Consider the following 19,213-nt stretch of genomic DNA (forward strand, 5'->3'; position numbering starts at 1 on the left):
CGGAATGGTCAAAGCAAAATTCCGGGGTAATTTCTGTAACAGAGGAGTTTGCCTTCCAATACTTTCTAAAAATCCGTATGTTACTGTCAGTTTCATTATTTTTGCAAAGAATCAACGTTATTTATGAACAACAGATTTTCAGGTTATAATCAGATTGGAGTGGTTTCTACCTTTTCGGAACTTATCAATACAGACTTTCAGGATGCTGTCAATGCGATTTGCTGGTACAGAGATTTAAGGGGAGATTTCAAGGAAATTGTCTCCAAGCTTCAGTTAAAAGATGATATTACAGAAATATATTCTGAAGATCTTTTATCACTTCAGTTATCTGAAAAAGGAAATCTTGCAAGGGAAATTATTTTACATGATTTACAGTTATTAACTGACTTTGGATCATCTCCTTCACTCAATTTGCTGAAGTGCTATGAACGGGATGAGGAGCTGGATTTTATTTCGGCAGATGTATATTCGTATCATGTTGATCGTTCACCCATTGGGACAGATACTCTTTTATGTACCTATCATGGTGCTGCCAGTGATATTATACCCAACGAACAGGTGGACCAGAAAATTTTGATTCCGGAAATCCGGGAGAAACTTAAAGAATTGCATGATGGCACGGAGGAAGAATTTGAGTCTTTTCTGAAGGATTGTTTTTTTGATTTGCATTATCAGGCAAAGCCCAATGCAGAACCTGTTAATCTAGGACTGGGACACCTTTGGAGATTAGCCGTGGATCACCCGGAACAAAAAGTTCTGCCCTGCGTACACCGGGCTCCTGTTGAAAAGGATGGTGAATATAGACTGCTTCTGATTTGCTGATCGAAATGATTGGAATATCATCTTTATAAGGCATTTAGTCTTCGGTTTCACTGAATGCTCATCGGGTTTTTAACCAGACCGGTAGTACTGAAAATAAAGTCAGTTTTCCAGGATATTGTATTAAATGATATCAGCTTGAATAATATCATTATTATTGGTTTCATTTCCTGAAGCTTCATGTTATGTTGTCATAGAATTATATCTATGCTGTTAATTTCTTTTATATCATGCAAATACAGTAATTTTGGACAAACATTAAATGATAAGAAAAATGCGAAACACATTGACTATATATATACACTGATTCTTCAGAATAAAACGACTTGAAATAAAACAGACCGGCAACCAGGAATTTCGTTTAAACAGAAATGCAGTGAGTTATTTGGATTTGTTTATAAAGAAGTTTGTTTTCCCTTTTATTAATCTCAGGCGTTATCCTGACATTTTACCGTAATTCAATCTTTAAAATCATACAAATGAAAAAAAGAAGACCTATTATTATACTCCTTCTGGGGGTAATTTATTCTTGTATTGGTTTTGTACACGCACAGGTAGGTATAAGGACATCATCTCCAATGGGTGTTTTCCATGTAGATGGTGCCAAGGACAATCCAACGGGTGGACTTCCGGATGCAAGCCAGGTGTCCAATGATGTTATTGTTAACAAAACCACAGGATTCATCGGAGTTGGAGTTTCAGCTCCCAAAGTAAAACTGGATATGAGGTCAGCAGGACCAGAAAATTCATTGGGGTTAAGTACCACTACCATGAGTGCTGTTGAGGCAGGAGCCGGAGCAGTTCGTTATGATGCAGTAAATATTCCTGTAGGACCGAAAATTGAGGTTTCAGATGGGGTTGTTTGGCATAAAGCGTATATAGCTCCTCAAAAAGCAGTTATTGTTGCCCGTAAAGTTACCGGCCAGTCAATTGTACAAGGAACTGCTACAAACATTACCAACTGGAATGTTGTACGGGACATGAGCAATAGTTTTGATGGTGCTTCAGGTATTTTTACGGCTCCGCGAAATGGTACATACACCTTTTTGTTTACTTTTAACTTTACCGGAGCTGTCATTAATGACGGGTCCAGGGTAGAGTCACAGTTTTATAATACAACAACGAGTACAGTTCTGGCAAGTGTTTATAAAACTTTCGGTCAATCAATGACAGGAACTGCAGATGATGCAAACGCTACCCGGTCTACTCAGGCAGGAGGCTCAAGTACTGTTACACTGACTCTGACCGCCGGTACAAAAGTAGTGACCAGGCTTTGGCATAATCTGATCTCAAGCGGATCGGTACCTTTAAGAGTTACTACAAATTCCACAGATCCTACCAATCCGGATGACGGGTTTAATAATTTAACAATCATAGAACATTAAGAAACAGATTCCTATGAAAAATAAAAACAATATTGCTTATCAATTCCTTACCTGTATTCTGTTTTTTTCTTCGGCTATGATAGCTGCGCAGGTAGGTTTTTTTACCCCTAATCCCGCACAATCCCTTCAAATAGATGCTGCAAAAGATAATGGGAGTAATCCTGATGCACAAAAGCTTGCGAATGATATTGTAGTGAGCAACACAGGTAACATGGGAGTGGGTGTTTTAAATCCTGTTACTAAAGTAGATCTCCGTTCACCGGATAATAAGGGACTGATTGGCCTTGGAACAGGAACACAAACTCCAGCTGAAGCCGGTGCCGGTGCAATACGTTACAATGCGGGAGGTTTTTTAGAGTATTCTGATGGTGAACAGTGGATTGCTTTGCCACTTACAGCGCCAACAAAAGCACTTGTTAATGCCAGTAAAAGTGTTGCTCAAAGTATTGGATCCGGCGCTACAACCTATATAACAGGCTGGACTGAAACTGTAGATCTGGGTACAGCTCCCAATGGTGATTTTAATCCTTCAACAGGCGTTTTTACCGCTCCCCGTGACGGATTTTATCTCGTATCCTTTACTATTACTTTAGCGAATGGAAATATTCCTAAAAATACCTTTATTGAAACAGCTATAGAAAGTGACCGGAATGTTGAAAATATTCAGGTATTTAAAACAGTGAATTCTTATCCTGCTTTCCAGGCTGGTGCAGTAAGTAACTATCTGAGCGGAAACAGTAATGCTATTTTTAATCTTAAAGCAGGAAATACTATTAAATTCAGTGTCAGACATAATATAGGTTCTGCAAGGAATACCTTAAATGACAGCAAACTTAATAATTTGAGTATTAGTGAATTATAAATAATGAATGATGGCACAACAATATAAAATAAAAAATTTAGTAAAAGTCATTGTACCACTGCTTTTTTGGGCAGCTCAAACCAATGCACAAATAGGATTGGGAGTAGCTGATCCGGTAAATCCTGTCGAAATTAAAACAGATGCAGGTAAAGTTATTGTAGACAAAGCAGGAAGGGTAGGAGTACTGATTGCCAATCCTAAAGTGGCTGTAGATCTGCGGGGCGGAACCAATGGAGCCGTAGCCCTGGGAAATACAGATAAAACCGCTGCACAAGCTGGTGCTGGTGCCTTACGGTATGTTGCAAGTCCGGCTATCGGGGTGAAGGGATATTTAGAATTTTCGGACGGGACCAATTGGGTAAGTTTTTTTCCTAAAGGTAAACCACGAATTGTGGTTATGGCCAGTAAAACAACTCAGGATACCTATGTTTTTGAAAGTGCAAGCCCCACAGAAATTGGTACGAAGTCTGGTATTGTTCAGCGCAGATCGTCTTATCTGACCAACTGGACGGAGAAACTGGACTCTGATTCGGGAGTTCCGACAAACAATTTTAATCCGGCTACCGGAGAATTTATTGCCCCTCGAACAGGGGTGTATTTTGCAACTTTTACTTTTGCTTTACAGTCAAGCCAGGTAAATACCGGCAGCAATAATCAGACGGAAGCAATCTGGGAGGTTAGAAATCCGGCAGGTACCATTACGCAGAGGGTAAAAACAAACAACGGGTATGCTTCTGATACCGGGGCTAGTCCCAATGCTGTACCAGTGGGTTCCGCCTGTACCGTCAGTGTTTATCTGAACAAAGGAGACAAATTAAGACCATTTACATGGATTACTGTAGCGTTTGACGGAACCACAAGCCAGTTTGATGTGTCAGGAAGCGGAGCTTATAATTCCCTTACCATTGTGGAGCAGTAAAAAAAATTTAAAATAATAGAAAATCTAATCTGATTATTTTACAACAGAAAGGTGTAAGGCCGGGAAAATTTTCCCGGCCTTTTATATGGTTCCGCTTTCTTTGCGCACTTAATTTGAATATAAAAACTACGGTATTTCGTACCTTTTTAAATATAGATTTTATTTTAAAATATTGATATTCAGTTATTAATGGGGTGTGGTGTATAGGTTGATCTAAAGTATCCAAATATTAAACTAAGAATTATGAGTACTAAAGAATTCAAGACTTTTGATATGCCTTGGGAAAAGGTATACGGATACGTACAATCAGTTAAAAGCGGTGATACGGTTTGGATCTCCGGGCAGTTGGGACACGATATGGAAGGAAATCTTGCAGAAGGAATGGAAAATCAATTCAGGCAGACATACCAGAATATAAGCAGATTATTAAGTGCGTTCGGATTAAATACCGGTCATATCACAGAAGAGGTTATTTATGTCACCAATATGCAGGAGGGGTTTGCAGGCAGGCAGATCCTGGGTAAAGAATTTTATGGTGATTCCTGTATCGTTGCCAGCACTATAGTAGGGGTAACTGAACTGGCGCTCCCCGGTCAAAAAGTAGAAATTAAAATTACAGCTAAGGTTTAATCTGGATAACCTGTACAGTAATAGTTAAGATCCGTATTGTTATTGGCAGTACGGATTTTTATTAATGGAATCAGAGGAGGATGTGAATACTTTTCCGTTAAAGAAAAACCTTTAATTTAAGAAATGTTGAATGTTCAAACTGATTTATGTGGATATTTTTCCACAAAAGGATCCATATAAATTTACAGGAAATTTTTTACTAGTGCTTTCTCTGATAATAGCTTTGCAAAAGAATTTTAAACTTAAAAAAATGATAAGAATTCCGGCAAAGTTCATTTTGGTATTGATATCTATGTGTCCTGTTGTTGTAATTGCACAGGCTGGAAATATTGGCGTTAATACAGCCCATCCGGGATCAACAATGCATGTCAATGGTTCCCTGGCTGCAAATTACAAAGCTGTAAATACAAGCATCTACAGTTTGACGGGTGAAGATTTCCATGTAGCTTATAACGGGACGACAAATGCTACTTTTACACTCCCTCCGGCAGTTTTAGGACAAGGGAATTTTAAAGGTCGTATTTATAGGATTAAGAACAACAGTAATTTTACCCTTACTGTGAATGCGGCAGCACCGGAAACAATAAACGGAAGCACAAGTTTGGTTGTGGATGCAAACCAAAGTTTACAGTTGATCAGTACAGGCCTTTCCGGAGCTGATTCCACTTGGGAAATATTGTTGTCAGGAAGTGGAAACCTAACAGCTGGTAATGGCTTAACTATAACAGGTTCAGATGTTAAACTGGGAGGGACGCTTTCACAGAATACTGAAATTGCTACTTCAACAAACAATTTGAGCATTACAGGAACAGGTAAACTACTGATGGGAACAAATGTGGTACCTGCGGGTGGGAACACTGCAAAAGTTATTATTGATAATGGAAATACCGGGGGAGCCATTCAGATTAAGGATGGTACACAGCAATTAGGATATGTACTGACAAGTAATGCAGATGGGTTGGCAACGTGGTCCTCCACAGTAACAACGGCATTTGCAGATAACTGGACTTCATATAGTGGAACATTGGTTAATCCGTTCACTGCCGGAGTTGGTGGAGGCGGGCTTTCTACAGGAATCCAGGTGACTGTTCCTGCCAGAGGATGGTATTTTTTCAGATGTGGTATATCCATCAATTCAGATTGTAATGATTACTTTTTCTATATTAATGGAATCGGTGATGTATGGAGAAGCTATTGTGGATCAGCTACAGTGGCTTATATGTTCCCCAGGGATCAGAACAGGGTTTTATATTTTTCCACTCCCGGTACCTATACTGTTTTTGCAGGAAAGACAAACGGCGTTGTACCCACATCTTTCAATGAAGGTAATCCCAATTTCTATTTAGATTTTGTAAAATTCCAAAATTAATATTCAACAAAAAATATATTAGTAGTAGTGGTTCTAGAAACATTAGTGATCAGCTGCATGGATTGTATTCATGCAGTTTTTTAGTTAACGGCATATACCAGGAAGGGGAATTCAGAATAGAACCTATGGTCTAAAATTTGCATTCAGGTAAGCACCAATTTTTTGCTAAGATCTTATAAATTGTAACCAAAAAACAAATGATATGAAGATTGATGAGGATCTGTTGCTCAGTTATGGCGCTATTTATATGGATTATGCTGCAAAGGAAAATATATTTTTTACCGGTCACTATCCAAGGTATTATTTTCAGATTGTTAAGGGTACTGTTGAACTCAGTAATGTACTTGAGGATGGAAAAGAAATTATCCTTGGTGTGTTTCTGGAAGGAAACAGTTTGGCGGAATCATTATTATTTACTGGTCAGCCTTATCCTATGAATGCTGTGGCAAAAACGGATTGTACGGTTTTAAGAATAAGCAGGACCGGTTTTCTCAGACTATTAAAGCATGATCCGGCAATTACTTTAGGAATGCTGGAACGTCTATCTTCTGATCTTTTTTACCAGTATCATATGCACACGATTGTTGCAGAATCGCAACCGCTTTCAAAAATTAAGTCTTTATTTGATTTTTATAAGGATTTCATAGGGGTTAATAACGGCAGAGTATTTAAAGTTCCTTTTACCAGGCAGGAAATTGCTAAAATGGTAGGGCTTCGTGTAGAAACCGTGGTGCGTACCATAAAAAAAATGGAACAGGAATGCCTGCTTACCATCCGGGATCGGAAAATATATTACTGAAGATCAATTACAATATCGGGCAAAATTGATAAAATAACGGACTCATATTATTTTATATAATTGCTTTACTAATCAGATAAGTCTTCTTAGCGGGAGACTTATTTTTGTTTTTATGTTTCTTCAAAACCCTGAGTGCTTACTACCTGTCTGAATGACATAATTTCCTTTCTTCTGACATTTTTTACCGGAGGATACGCTGGTACATACTTTGTAATGAGGATATTATGATTTGATGATTGACTAAAAAAGCTTTGGGTGAAGTAACCCGGATATATTTCATTTTAGTATTTGCAATAAAATTCTAACCGTTAAATACAGAGTATATGCTTTGGACAGTGTGTGTTTTATGTATGACAACGTTGGGACTGATGTTTTTGCTGAAAAAATTGAATCAGCCCTATCTTATTGCCTATATTGTCGCAGGAATACTGCTGGGGCCTTATGTCTTCAGACTATTTACAAGGATAGAGGAAGTAGAAGTAGTAGGAGAAATAGGGATATTGCTGCTGATGTTTTTTATAGGAATGGAAATTAATATTCCAAATAAAAAGACCCTTATTATCAAGCCCATTTTGGCACAAGGGATAAAAATACTGCTGAGTCTTTCCTTTGCTTACATTATCGGAAAGTTTGTGGGGCTTGACTATAAAAGCATTGTGCTTATTGCTATACTTTTTATATTTAACAGTACGGCCGTAGTAGTGGAATTTTTAAAAAAACACGGAACCATAAATACTGCTTTCGGAGTGGTGATTCTAAATATCTTGCTACTGCAGGACCTTCTTCTTGCACCAGCCCTGACTGTACTAAAATTCTGGAATGGAGCCGTTTTCAGCATTTTTAATTTTATACTGCCTTTTGCTTTTTGTGTTGCTATTTTTTATATTTTCAGAAGAATCAGACACCTCAGGGAAATCAAAATTTCTTTTTCTTTTTTAGAAAGTGATCATGATTTGCAGATTTTTTCAGGACTTTTTATTTGTCTGGGATTTGGTCTTCTGGCAGAAGCAATTGGCATGAGTGCTGCTTTAGGAAGCTTTATTGCCGGGGTTCTGGTTGGGAAGATGAAGGCATTCCACTGGCTTGAGCATTCACTGATGCCGTTTAAGATTTTCTTTGTTTCTCTATTTTTTGTATCCATTGGTCTTCGTATGGACCTTCCTTATCTCTGGTCGAACTATAAACTTATTGTTCTGGGCACTTTAGTAGTACTGGTAAGTAATAGTATGATGTCTGCTATTTTCTTCAGAGCTTTAAACTTCAAATGGAAAGATAGCCTTTACGGAGGTGCATTGTTGTCTCAAACGGGAGAATTTGGAATTCTTGCATTATCCATTGCTTATAAAACTCATATCGTTGAATATGATCTTTATAAATCAGGATTGGGAATCACCTGTCTGTCTCTGTTGTTTTCTACCATATGGATCAGTGCCGGAACCAGCTTTATGACCCGGAGAAGCCATAATCATCATTTATGAAATACTTAAGTTATCAAACAATATAATTATGACCAGTATCATAAAAAGACAAGGTCATTTATCACCATCTTTGGAATAATAAAAACAACTGATTTCCATGAAATAAGTACATCATAAGTTTTATACCTTAAAATATACTATTATGAAAGACTTATTTTATTATTCCTTTATTGGAAAAAGAAAAGACCAGGTGATACGCTTTTTTAAAAAAAGGTACAGCCACGTATTGAGAGTAAAAGATAACTGGATTCGTATTACCATTAATCAATGGTATAAGACACAGACAATATCCTGCCTGATGAGGAATGGTTTGGTAACCATGATCATAGTTAGAACCGTAGTTTTCCCGTTCTACGAGAAATATACAGCTTTCTAATCTGTATATAATACAATAAAGAGATGATAGATGTACCGAACATTTCAGAAGGAACAGCCTGACTATAATTGAAGGTGCAGCTTAAAGTGATGAATGGTAATTTAAAAATTATTTGATACAGCATTAAAAAGGTATCAACAACTGTTAAAATTTACCATTATGAAAGCAAAAAGAATTTTTTTTAGAAGTAAGTATATTGCTTTGCTTCTAATTGTTGCCATGATATTTCCGGCAGCGGCACAAGTGGGTATTAATACAACGACCCCTGATCCAAGCTCCATTTTAGATCTCAATTCGACAACCCGCGGATTACTTGCCCCGCGGATGACTACTGCTCAAAGGACAGCAATTACCTCTCCAGCCGATGGACTTTTGGTATATGATACGACCCAAAAACAGTTTTACTACTACACGGCCGGCTCTGCAACCTGGTCACCTGTAGGAAGTAATGTCTCAGAGAGATTGAATTTTAAAAGAATTAAATCTACCGATGTACTGGCTACGGTACTTGCCGCGGAATTAAGTGCAGGGGGAGGTACAAAATATTTGCTGAATGCAAATACGTTGTATGAAATCAACGGACAAATTGTTTTTGACCGTCCTATTGAACTCAACAATGCATACATACATGGACTTGATACAAATAATGATATTATTGTGCGGACGAGTGGGAACATTTTTGAAGGAGCAACAGGAGGAAGTATCAGAAGTGTTACGCTGAGTGCAGCTTCAGGAAGTGTCTTTAATCTGTCCGGAACACCAACACAGAATCTCATTTTCCGGGACAGTGTAGTAGCCAATTCAAGTAATGTAGGGACGGTTTCCGGCTTAGGACTCGTATTTTTCAGTATTATCCAGTTTACCGGTAATGCGAACGGAATTACCTATAATAATATTGGCCAGCTTTTACTCAGTAATATGGGATGGACGGCAAATAATTCAGGGACTTATGAAAAACTGACCGGCACGTTTACCTCAGTAGAAAAACAAGGCGGCTTTAGCCAGGTGAATGGTTCGGCAACCGGCTTTGATGTATCAACAAGCGGGTTAACCATTACGGGAGATGCAGTGATGGAATCAGTGGTTTTCACAGGAACCAATACAGCAGGATATATTAAACCATATACTACAGGAACTTATCCCGGATACAATTTCAACAACAGCTGGACGGTAAGAGCAGCAGGAATTCCGACGGAAGCAGATACGAATGCGGTGGGAGACTTTTCAGTAGATTATGCTGTAGGCACAGGTATAGGAGTTAGTTTTAATAGTTCAAATCCTAGTAATATTGTAAAAATAGGGACTTCAAGCTCTGTTTCTACCTCATCAAACCTGTTCCGCTTTTCAACAGACGGAGTTCCTAACAGGCTGAAGTATTTAGGTAAGAAGAAAAGGATTTTTCAGATAACCGGCTCGGTTTCGTTCCAGGTACCTGCATCAGGAACGTATATCATTTATATTGCTAAAAATGGAACTGCCCTCAGTCAATATAAAATATACGGAAGGGGTTCAGCTGTCAATGATATTGTCGTATTACCGATTAATGGAACAACTGAGTTATCCTCCAATGATTATATTGAAATATTTGCACAACGTTACACCGGAATCATAGGAGATATTGTAGTTCCTAATATGACGATAACGATTAAGTAGGGTCAATTATTTAGCCTTCCTGTCATATTGAGTCTGTTAATTAATCCGGCCAGCTGGCGGGTTGAATTGAAAATTTGTTTTATACAAAGAGCCAACAAAGCACTGCCAGACTAAAAAATGATCAGTTTTTTACCTGTTTCATTTATTATCAACAACAAAATGATAAGAGACTGTTTCAAAAAGACAGTCTTTTTTGATTTTATTTTATTTAGAATTAATCAAAATAATATATCTTTGCTTCCATTAATTAAAACAGGTATAAAAAGTTACCGGACTATTTACAAACAATGAAAGTTAATCAATGCAGCATGGCCAGATTGGCGGCCATACTATTATATTGTTCTTATTCGTTATCTTCAACAGTTTCCGCAGAGGTAACCTCTGTTTATAAAAAAAACTCATCTGTATATTTATTCCAGTTGCAACAAAAAGGAGCTATCTTTGGACGTATTGTCAACGAACAGGGTATTCCTTTGGCCAATGCAAATGTTCAGTTAGCCGGAGCAGGAAAGACCAGTACTGACAAGGATGGATATTTCAAATTTGAAAATATCAATTATGGAAAATATAATTTGGTAATAAGTTCAGAAGGGTTTGAAAACATCATCTATGAAGTTGAGGTGACCGAAGAGCAACATCAGTTTGCTGAACCATTTGTTATGCAGACAACGCGGCGGCATCTGGATGAAGTTGTTGTGACAGCAAGCAGGCTGGCAGAACATATTGACGAAGTTCCTTCATCAGTCACTTATATCGGAGGAAAGACACTTGATCAGCAAAGGCAGATTAACGATAACCTGCCCTCTATCCTGATGCAAAAAGTGCCCAGTATTTCACCCAGTGAAGAAAGCCAGAATAACTTTATTGCCAAGATTCGCGGACGTAATTTCCTTGTCCTGATTGATGGTATCCCGCAATCTACCCCTTTACGTAACGGCGGACGTGATCTCCGAACAATTGATGCCAGCGCCATAGATCATATAGAGGTTATCAATGGAGCTACAGCGATGTATGGTAATGGGGCTGCAGGCGGTGTGATAAACTATATTACTAAAAAGCCTAAGAAAGGTAAAAAACTTAGTTCGTCCACTTATCTCAATAATTCATTAAACCTGGTAAAACCAGCGGAAACTTATGGTTACAATATTGCACAGGTCTTCTCGGGGCAGATTGGCAAATGGGATTATGTTTTACAGGGCAAGATGGGGCGAACAGGGGTGGTAAGGAGCGCTGATGGAGTAGTAGTAAGCCCATTTTACGGGCTTGGTGAGACAAAGTCTTATAACGCATTGGCTAAGATCGGCTATCAAATTGCGCCGGATCATCATATAGAATTGATGGGAAACTATTATCGCAGTGTACAGGACAGCAAGTATGCAGGTACAACGGGCATCTTTGGGCAATCGCCGGCGATTGGTATTCCGTCCGATGCAGCCACTAACGGAGGCACTCCTTATAATAAAGCACTCCATTTAAAATATGACGGGCAGTATGGGAAAACGGCAGCAAACCTGAGCCTGTATTATGAAGATATGAATACAGTTTTTGAAACTTATAATCAGAATTATTCCGATCATAAAGGAGCAAGGCTTAACTTCAACACCCCTTTCCAATTGGGCAGCTTCTCTAAAATTTCGCTGATTTATGGTTTGGACCTGTTGAAGGATCATACAGTACAGAAAACTCTGAAAGACGAATTGGTTACACCGGATATGAATATGAACAATTTTGCTCTTTATCTGCAGAGTAAATTAAATATAGGTGCAGACTGGATTCTAAAGGGAGGAGTACGCTATGAAAATATACGGTTTAAGGTAGGTGATCTGACTAAGAACGGTAAACTAACTGCCGGTGAAAATAATAATTCGGATGCATTTGTATTTAATATAGCAACTCGGTATAATAAATATAATTACATACAGCCCTTTGCTTCTTTTTCGCAGGGGTATTCCATTGGTGATGTGGGGCTTATTCTGCGTAATGGTGTACCATTGAGCCAGATTGACCCCAAACCAGTTGTAGTCAATAATTTTGAATTGGGTATAAACGGTAAGTTATCAATATGGGATTATCAGCTGACAGGCTATTACAGTACTTCCAGGAAAGGGACTAATTTCGCTGAAACCTCTACACCGGGTAATTATGAGCTGATTCAGGTTCCACAGCGTATTTATGGAGTGGAATTTGTCGCAAATGTAAAACCTGTTCGGTGGCTGTCCATCGGAACGGTGCTGGGCTATATGGATGGCCGTCAGGATCTGAAGAATGAAGGAAACTTTAAAGACAAGCTGGACAATTCTATAATTTCCCCTTTCAAAATTAATTTGAATGTTGATTTTAAGCTGACGGAGCAATGGAATGTCTATGTGCAATACCTGCATCTGGGTGGAAGGGACGTCTTTCCTGCTGAAGCCTATAATTATGGAAAATATCCAGTTTCAGGTTATAACCTTGTTGATTTCCAGACCCGATATAAATATCAAAAATTTACTTTTCTATTCTCAGTTAATAATCTGTTCAATGCTGATTATTACCCTATTCATGCCGAAGTACGTGGCGCAACCAATGAAGGTCGCTATTACATTAAGGGATCAGGAACTACAGCAAATCTGGGAATACAGTTTGATCTGTAAATTTTATCAGTTAAGACCGGTCCGGTTAGTAATAATCGGGCTGATATATACTGAATAAAAGTAATATTAAGTTTTGCCTGATAATCTTATCAGGTTTCTTACGCTCATTGCCGATTGTTTTGCAGTACCTCTAAGGTAAGGTTTTCATGCGGCCGGTTTCTAAAATTACCGGTAATGGAATTAAGCCGCTGATCAGGCTCCGGTCTGCCTAAAGTGTTGGAAGTCCAAAATCTAAAAATCTAAAGTTTTTAGCATTGAAAAATGTCTTGCACCAACCAAGTTTAAAATATCAGGTGGAACATGATCCTTAGCGAAAAAAGACTGGACTTCTTTTTCGTTCATATCCCTTTTGAAATTAGGGAGTTCAATGGGTGTCCAATAATTTAATGCCCCGTTCTTTATCCCTACGTCCTCTGAAAAATATAAATACTGTTCTTTAAATCTGATCTCAAAGTCAAACCCATAATGATCAGTAAATATATTGGTAGCCTCTATATGGTCTGTTGAATAAACAGCTTCATCATAAAACTCATCAAAGATTAATTTCACGTGATTTACCTTATCATTAACCGCATACTTCCAGAATATTTCTTTTACATCTTTAAAAATCAGATATGAAAAATCTAATTTATCATATTTTTTTAATGTAGTGGATTGAGAACAGATATCAAATATTTCAAGGTTTATATACGGTATAATAAGATGATTACCAAAAAAATACATCTCTTTATTGTATGACTCAGAAGTATTTACCTCAAATAGAGTGTCTATGTTATTAATGATCATATGATTTCTTTTTAATGATTCATTATTATATTTTTTGTCAGTGTTCCATAATGGGTTTCCAAATCGTTCCAAAATATAATATAAAGTTACTAATATGCTGTAAGATAGATATACTTTTTCATGTATGCTTGTCTGAATTTTAACTTTTCCGGGATAACCCAGGATGCAATACTATTTTTTTGTAATTTTAAATTTATAATCTCAAGGCATGTTCAGAAAATTTAATCTTACGTTATTGTTTTTCTTTTTGTTGATCTCTTGTGAAAGGGACAGTGAGTTCAGCAACGATCCGGGGGATTATAATCATACCCGTTCAGTAGGTTCATCTTCAAATGATCTGCTGAATAATAGCAAATATAATGCTTTAGTTATTGAAATACTCTATATGCCGGGATATGCACCTAATGCCAATGCCATATCGCTGGTTAAAAACTTTCTTTCAACATTTCTTAATAAAGAAGGAGGAATAAGTATTATACAAAAAGAAATTGCAGGAGCATCTACTTCCGGTTTATCAGCGGAGGAAATCAGATCAATTGAAAATTCAAACCGGACGTCCTTTACCAGTGGATCTGTGATGGCTGTGAGTATTATTTATACCAATGGACAATATTCAGATAATGCGAATACATTGGGAATAGCCTATCGCAATACGTCTATTGCTTTGTTAGGAAAAACGATTCATGATAATTCAGGAGGCTTCGGGCAGGTTAGCAGAACAAAGCTTGAAGCTACGGTACTGGAACATGAACTTGGCCATTTACTAGGACTTGTTGATTTGGGATCTCAGATGCAGGCCAATCATAAAGACACTGCCCATGGAAATCACTGTGACAATAAGAATTGTTTAATGTACTATGCTTCAGAAACTACAGATATCTTGGGCTTCCTTAACACCAACAACATTCCTCAGCTTGATTCCAATTGTAAGGCTGATTTAAAGGCAAACGGAGGAAAATAGAGCTTTTGGACATGGAATTGCGTAAACATTTGCCATTATTTATTTTATAACCTTTTTCAAAAGACCCCGTTATAAAATCAGGGGTCAATTTCTAGTTACATCAGTTTCCGTATGCAGGGCACATAGCCAATTGTTGTCTTCTTTAACCCAGGTGGATGCACAGGCACAGTGAAATGGAGTTTCTTTTCCGTCGGATGTAAATTGCATTCTGATCATATAGACAATGATCATCGTTTCTTCATTGATTTTTTGGTATTTCTCATCATACAGATCTAAAACTTTCAGCTGCATACCCTTGCTCGATTCAAAATTCTTCTGAAATTCAGTTTCATCAACTTGCCTGATTCCATCTCTGCCGGCAACAATACAGGGGAATCTGGTAAGATTTCTGACGGTATTATAATCATGATTCTCCATCGCATTCCAATACCGCTTTTCGAATTCAATTACATTTGCTTCCATTTGTATCTGTTTTATTATCAGTATTCTACAAATATTGAACCAATATCTATTCTGAATGAATGTTCTTTATAGCGGCAGTCAGTGTATCAGTGCCGTAATAAGAAAAGACTGCCCAACATTTTGGACAGTCCCCAACCAAATAAACACAATGAAATATTTTCCGATTTCATGTTTTATCTTTAGATCAGTGTTCCGGAATCTAATATAGATTGTTTCTAAGTGTTTTAAATGCATTTCTCATCTCCTGTACAAAAACTTCAGGCTGTTCCCAGGCAGCAAAATGGCCGCCTTTTGTTGCCATGTGATAATAATACAGTGATGGATAAGCTGCTTTTGACCAGCTTTCAGGGGCCTGGTAGATTTCATGCGGGAATACCGTTATGGCTACCGGAACTTTAATATCTTTTGTTTTCTGGTGTTCTGAGCTGAAATTATTGTTATTGTTTTCCCAGTAGAAACGTGATGATGAGGCTCCCGTGTTAGTCAGCCAATATAATGTTATATCATCAAGGATGGCATCGCGGCTGATAACCTTTTCAGGTTTTAAGTCGCTTTCAGACCACTCTGCAATTTTTTCATAGAGGAATGCTGCCAATGCACCCGGAGAATCAGAAAGCAAATATCCGGTGGTTTGTGGCCTTGTTACCATCATTCCGCCATAGGCCGCATTCCTGCCGAAGAAGGTACTCATGGAATTATAAGCCTTTGTTTCGGATTCCGAAAGCCCGGCTGGGGCAGGGTCACCTGCATTGATCGGTTTTACCAGTTCTGCTGGAATAGTGGCAGGCATGGTCAGGTGAATACCTAAAAGCCCTGAAGGTGCCTGTCTTGCCAACGCATCTGAAATTACCGAACCATGATCACCTCCCTGAGAAACGTATTTTGTATAGCCAAGGCGCTTAACCAGGGTGTCCCAGGCTCTGGCAACACGATCAGGATTCCATCCCTGTTCCTTCGGGATCTCGGAGAAACCATATCCCGGAATTGCAGGAATAATCACATCAAACGCATCTTCGGCCTTTCCTCCATATTTAACAGGATCAGTTAGTGGGCCAATGGTGTCAATGAACTCCAGTGGTGAGCCCGGCCAGCCATGGGTAAGGATGATAGGTAAAGCTCCCTTTTCTTTTGAGCGTACATGGATAAACTGGATATCAAGTCCATCAATTCTGGTGATAAACTGTGGAAGTGCGTTCAATTTATTTTCCACTTTGCGCCAGTCATAACCATTTTCCCAGTAATTTATCAGTTCTTTGAGCTGGGCCAGTTGTAAACCCTGTGACTCGTCATTAACGGTTTCTTTGTCCGGAAAGCGGGTCCCCGAGATGCGTCTTTTGAGTTCATCAAGTTTAGACTGCGGAATATTGATTCTGAAAGGTCTGATCGCTGTATCAGAATTTGTAGCTTCCGTTCTTGTCTTTGTAGTTTGTGCATTGGTAATCATTGGAATACTGAATGCGAATGTCGCTAGCATAAGGATTGTAGTCAATTTTGTTTTCATTGCTTTTTGATTTTGATTTGTTGTGACAAAATTATGGGTGATGGAACGCACTTTAAATTAAGAATGGGTTCTGGTGGACATATTCGCTGCTGAGCTGGAAAATAGGAGAGGTGAACAGAAGTTTTATGCAAATGATTTAAACGCAAGCAAGCAAAAAATGCGTGGTTCGAAAAAAACACACATTTTTTACCTTATACACATTGTGAGGTTATCGGTAGTGTTGAAATAGATTGGTTCATAGGATTAATCAATCTGTATTTTTTACATACGATTGAATAGTGATGGAACTTCTGTTGGTAAAATTGCTCGTATTGGTTGCTGTAGGAGGTTTCTTTCCTACAAACAGATCCAGATTTCCTCCTAGATAATTATAACGTCTGGCTACTGCAACTCTGATCGTATGCTGTCCTGCAGATAAATTATTTATTGTTGTAGCAACCGTTTCTGTCTGGAAACCGTCAATTACGTCATATCCGAAAAAGCCAAGCCTTACTGCATGTAACTTATTATCTATGAAGACTCCTATCGCAAAACTTGTATAGGAATTAGCTGTAGGCAGGTTTCCGACAAACTGAATAATAGTTTGTAATGTTATTAATACAATTCTAACATATCGTATAATAAATTTTCAATCTGCAATGAAAAATCATTTGCTCTTGCCTTGGGAACATATGTAAAGATAATGGATTCTTACCTTTATGTCTGACTTTAAAATTGAGGATAAAAAAATTAACAGGATATGAATACATGAAAATTTAAATATATAACAATGAAAAAATAATCAACAAAAATTTCCCGGTAAAGAAGGAGGATAGTAGGGAAGGAGCTCTAAGACAATATAAATATAATTATTAATTAATAAAAAAACATGAAAAAAATTATTTCAATGGTGTTCCTTATTGTAGGTTTTTCTACAGTTTATAGCCAGATAGGGATTAATACACCTAATCCACAACAAGCTTTTCATTTAGACGGAAAGAAAAATAATCCTGAAACAGAGGTTCCCAATGCTAATCAGGTTACAGACGATTTCGTAGTCACAGATAATGGAAGAATCGGGATAGGAACCATATCTCCTGATGCTTCTGCAGCTTTACACCTTGCAGGAATGGATAAAGGATTTCTGCCTTCCCGTGTTATGCTTCAAAGTACGGATGATACTACCACCATTGCCTCACCGGCTATAGGTCTTCTTGTATATAATTTTATGACTGCCGGAACCTATCCCAAGAATGTTACTCCGGGGTATTATTATTGGGACGGGAAGAAGTGGTCAAGGTTTAGTACCGGATCGTCATCAGGTTCGTCGGATGCACTATATCTGATAGCTGATAGCACATTGCCGAGTATGGAATTTAACCTAAACAGTGATGTTAATGGGAAGGCGATCACGATCCTGAAAGAATTTCATAATCCAGGAGGATATTCTTTTAATAAGAATACAGGATCTCTGGTTGTCTCAGAGTCCGGGCTTTACTTTATTCAATTTCAAGCTGGTTGGTATAATACCACTTCTACTCCAAGAACTGTTAGTATAGGAATTAAACAAGGTTATCCAACGAATAATATCTGGAAAGGACGTACAGCTCAGAACGTGGCTCCAGTACCCCCGAATCTTGTTTTTGACCTTCCCATTGCATCGTCAGGTTATTTCTCTGCCTATTTAACAGCAGGTACTTCATATGTTTTAACAACAGCGGTTGTTGGTGGCAGCATTAAGCTCTCCACAGACAAGAGCCCAATTTCAGATCCTCATATCGGAACAAATGAAAATAAAGGATGGTCAACATCTTTTATTATCAAGAAAATATTGTAAATGATAAGGTTTTGATGATTCTTAATATGATCTCCGCAAATGTTCATCTTTTTATCAGTTTTTAATTAATGATTGCTTTTTTGTTGATAAAAATCTAAGAAGAGCCTTCTAGCCGTTATAATAATTGGCTGTTTGTGAATAAACGATATGTTTTAAGCTTGATTTACCTATAATTACAGGTAAGTCAGGCTTTTTTGTCTTTAGAATGCTATTATTTTAACCTCTTAATCAGGTTGGATTAATTAATGGATGATATATCCAATACACGAATCCCTAAAAGTAATCATCTGGAGGTAATGAATCCCAATGGCTGTATGCATGTCCGGAATCTGATTATAATGCAGTGTATATTGTCCGGGAGGAAGAGTGAGATCTTCCGTAACACTTTGATTTTTTAATGCACCTCCTGTGTGTTTAGATTTCTTTGTATTTGCCAGACAACTGTGCCGTAATGATCTTCTATCCAGCCATAATTGCACCATGAGCTGTAGGTCGTCGAGGTGCTCCATCAGCGCATCCTGTAACCACTGTAGGAAATCCATGCGCTGTTCCCTGCTTGTTTAAGAAAAAGAAGGTAAAGCTGCTGATGCAGCAACTACTGTAGGCATAACGTGGTAGAATGAGTTTATGTCTTTCAAGAAGATATGTAAGGAACTCTTGATTTTTAGGTAAAAAAAACGGGGATTTAAATTCCCCGCTTGTGACTTGCTAATATATGTTTCAAATATTTGCTGATATAAAATATCTGGACACATAATGCTTTA

General features: G+C 38.0%; 17 protein-coding genes. 13 read left to right on the plus strand and 4 right to left on the minus strand.

The window, feature by feature from the left end; translation table 11 throughout:
* The first annotated feature begins 123 nt into the window (after positions 1-123).
* The 11 genes from DRF59_RS06595 (at position 124) to DRF59_RS06645 (ending at position 12,923) form a co-directional block, all read left to right on the plus strand.
* Entirely contained in the window at positions 124-822 is a 699-nt protein-coding gene (locus DRF59_RS06595) for a DUF1826 domain-containing protein (protein WP_115957987.1), read from the plus strand.
* 476 nt (positions 823-1,298) lie between these two features.
* Entirely contained in the window at positions 1,299-2,204 is a 906-nt protein-coding gene (locus DRF59_RS06600) for a hypothetical protein (RefSeq protein WP_241505488.1), read from the plus strand.
* Between the two features lie 13 nt (positions 2,205-2,217).
* Complete coding sequence (locus tag DRF59_RS06605) at positions 2,218-3,066, plus strand: complement C1q domain-containing protein (protein WP_115957989.1); 849 nt, start codon at positions 2,218-2,220, stop codon at positions 3,064-3,066.
* Between the two features lie 7 nt (positions 3,067-3,073).
* The gene (locus DRF59_RS06610; protein ID WP_115957991.1) at positions 3,074-3,985 is read left to right on the plus strand and encodes a hypothetical protein; all 912 of its coding nucleotides are present in this window, start codon (positions 3,074-3,076) and stop codon (positions 3,983-3,985) included.
* A 243-nt stretch (positions 3,986-4,228) separates the two neighbouring features.
* Positions 4,229-4,615, plus strand: a complete 387-nt coding sequence (locus tag DRF59_RS06615) for a Rid family hydrolase (protein WP_115957992.1) — start codon at positions 4,229-4,231, stop codon at positions 4,613-4,615.
* A 250-nt stretch (positions 4,616-4,865) separates the two neighbouring features.
* Positions 4,866-5,984, plus strand: a complete 1,119-nt coding sequence (locus tag DRF59_RS06620) for a hypothetical protein (protein ID WP_115958205.1) — start codon at positions 4,866-4,868, stop codon at positions 5,982-5,984.
* 202 nt (positions 5,985-6,186) lie between these two features.
* Positions 6,187-6,783: a Crp/Fnr family transcriptional regulator gene (locus DRF59_RS06625; protein WP_115957994.1), complete on the plus strand. Its 597-nt coding sequence runs from the start codon at positions 6,187-6,189 to the stop codon at positions 6,781-6,783.
* A gap of 323 nt (positions 6,784-7,106) precedes the next feature.
* Positions 7,107-8,261 carry a cation:proton antiporter gene (locus tag DRF59_RS06630; protein ID WP_241505489.1) on the plus strand — a complete coding sequence of 385 codons (1,155 nt, stop codon included), beginning with the start codon at positions 7,107-7,109 and terminating at the stop codon, positions 8,259-8,261.
* Between the two features lie 142 nt (positions 8,262-8,403).
* On the plus strand, positions 8,404-8,637 hold the full coding sequence (locus DRF59_RS06635) for a hypothetical protein (protein ID WP_115957998.1): 234 nt from the start codon (positions 8,404-8,406) through the stop codon (positions 8,635-8,637).
* 159 nt (positions 8,638-8,796) lie between these two features.
* Positions 8,797-10,290 (plus strand): hypothetical protein, encoded by a 1,494-nt coding sequence (locus DRF59_RS06640; protein ID WP_241505490.1) that lies wholly within the window; start codon positions 8,797-8,799, stop codon positions 10,288-10,290.
* 287 nt (positions 10,291-10,577) lie between these two features.
* The gene (locus DRF59_RS06645; protein ID WP_115958000.1) at positions 10,578-12,923 is read left to right on the plus strand and encodes a TonB-dependent receptor; all 2,346 of its coding nucleotides are present in this window, start codon (positions 10,578-10,580) and stop codon (positions 12,921-12,923) included.
* 231 nt (positions 12,924-13,154) lie between these two features.
* On the opposite strand, the gene DRF59_RS06650 is transcribed toward DRF59_RS06645, so the two are convergent.
* Complete coding sequence (locus DRF59_RS06650; RefSeq protein WP_157967436.1) at positions 13,155-13,781, minus strand: hypothetical protein; 627 nt, start codon at positions 13,779-13,781, stop codon at positions 13,155-13,157.
* A 136-nt stretch (positions 13,782-13,917) separates the two neighbouring features.
* Here DRF59_RS06650 and DRF59_RS06655 point away from each other — a divergent pair, with 136 nt between their 5' ends.
* A complete protein-coding gene (locus DRF59_RS06655; protein WP_115958004.1) occupies positions 13,918-14,670 on the plus strand; it encodes a M12 family metallo-peptidase in 753 nt (250 codons plus the stop codon).
* A gap of 84 nt (positions 14,671-14,754) precedes the next feature.
* On the opposite strand, the gene DRF59_RS06660 is transcribed toward DRF59_RS06655, so the two are convergent.
* Together DRF59_RS06660 and DRF59_RS06665 are read right to left on the minus strand one after the other, a co-directional pair.
* Positions 14,755-15,132 carry a DUF4440 domain-containing protein gene (locus DRF59_RS06660; RefSeq protein ID WP_115958006.1) on the minus strand — a complete coding sequence of 126 codons (378 nt, stop codon included), beginning with the start codon at positions 15,130-15,132 and terminating at the stop codon, positions 14,755-14,757.
* Between the two features lie 199 nt (positions 15,133-15,331).
* Positions 15,332-16,633, minus strand: coding sequence for an epoxide hydrolase family protein (locus DRF59_RS06665; RefSeq protein WP_115958008.1), 1,302 nt, complete (start codon positions 16,631-16,633; stop codon positions 15,332-15,334).
* Between the two features lie 868 nt (positions 16,634-17,501).
* Here DRF59_RS06665 and DRF59_RS06670 point away from each other — a divergent pair.
* A complete protein-coding gene (locus DRF59_RS06670; protein WP_115958010.1) occupies positions 17,502-18,449 on the plus strand; it encodes a hypothetical protein in 948 nt (315 codons plus the stop codon).
* 242 nt (positions 18,450-18,691) lie between these two features.
* Here the strand turns inward: DRF59_RS06670 and DRF59_RS06675 are convergent, their stop codons facing one another.
* On the minus strand, positions 18,692-18,991 hold the full coding sequence (locus DRF59_RS06675) for a hypothetical protein (RefSeq protein WP_115958012.1): 300 nt from the start codon (positions 18,989-18,991) through the stop codon (positions 18,692-18,694).
* Positions 18,992-19,213 lie beyond the last annotated feature (222 nt).

Source organism: Chryseobacterium flavum (assembly GCF_003385595.1).
GTDB lineage: Bacteria > Bacteroidota > Bacteroidia > Flavobacteriales > Weeksellaceae > Chryseobacterium > Chryseobacterium flavum.

Excerpts from the sequence above, each read along its gene's own strand:
- DRF59_RS06595 (WP_115957987.1), top strand. The coding sequence starts at position 124 with ATGAACAACAGATTTTCAGGTTATAATCAGATTGGAGTGGTTTCTACC.
- DRF59_RS06600 (WP_241505488.1), top strand. The coding sequence starts at position 1,299 with ATGAAAAAAAGAAGACCTATTATTATACTCCTTCTGGGGGTAATTTAT.
- DRF59_RS06605 (WP_115957989.1), top strand. The coding sequence starts at position 2,218 with ATGAAAAATAAAAACAATATTGCTTATCAATTCCTTACCTGTATTCTG.
- DRF59_RS06610 (WP_115957991.1), top strand. The coding sequence starts at position 3,074 with ATGATGGCACAACAATATAAAATAAAAAATTTAGTAAAAGTCATTGTA.
- DRF59_RS06615 (WP_115957992.1), top strand. The coding sequence starts at position 4,229 with ATGAGTACTAAAGAATTCAAGACTTTTGATATGCCTTGGGAAAAGGTA.
- DRF59_RS06620 (WP_115958205.1), top strand. The coding sequence starts at position 4,866 with ATGATAAGAATTCCGGCAAAGTTCATTTTGGTATTGATATCTATGTGT.
- DRF59_RS06625 (WP_115957994.1), top strand. The coding sequence starts at position 6,187 with ATGAAGATTGATGAGGATCTGTTGCTCAGTTATGGCGCTATTTATATG.
- DRF59_RS06630 (WP_241505489.1), top strand. The coding sequence starts at position 7,107 with ATGCTTTGGACAGTGTGTGTTTTATGTATGACAACGTTGGGACTGATG.
- DRF59_RS06635 (WP_115957998.1), top strand. The coding sequence starts at position 8,404 with ATGAAAGACTTATTTTATTATTCCTTTATTGGAAAAAGAAAAGACCAG.
- DRF59_RS06640 (WP_241505490.1), top strand. The coding sequence starts at position 8,797 with ATGAAAGCAAAAAGAATTTTTTTTAGAAGTAAGTATATTGCTTTGCTT.
- DRF59_RS06645 (WP_115958000.1), top strand. The coding sequence starts at position 10,578 with ATGAAAGTTAATCAATGCAGCATGGCCAGATTGGCGGCCATACTATTA.
- DRF59_RS06655 (WP_115958004.1), top strand. The coding sequence starts at position 13,918 with ATGTTCAGAAAATTTAATCTTACGTTATTGTTTTTCTTTTTGTTGATC.
- DRF59_RS06660 (WP_115958006.1), bottom strand. The coding sequence starts at position 15,132 with ATGGAAGCAAATGTAATTGAATTCGAAAAGCGGTATTGGAATGCGATG.
- DRF59_RS06665 (WP_115958008.1), bottom strand. The coding sequence starts at position 16,633 with ATGAAAACAAAATTGACTACAATCCTTATGCTAGCGACATTCGCATTC.
- DRF59_RS06670 (WP_115958010.1), top strand. The coding sequence starts at position 17,502 with ATGAAAAAAATTATTTCAATGGTGTTCCTTATTGTAGGTTTTTCTACA.
- DRF59_RS06675 (WP_115958012.1), bottom strand. The coding sequence starts at position 18,991 with ATGGATTTCCTACAGTGGTTACAGGATGCGCTGATGGAGCACCTCGAC.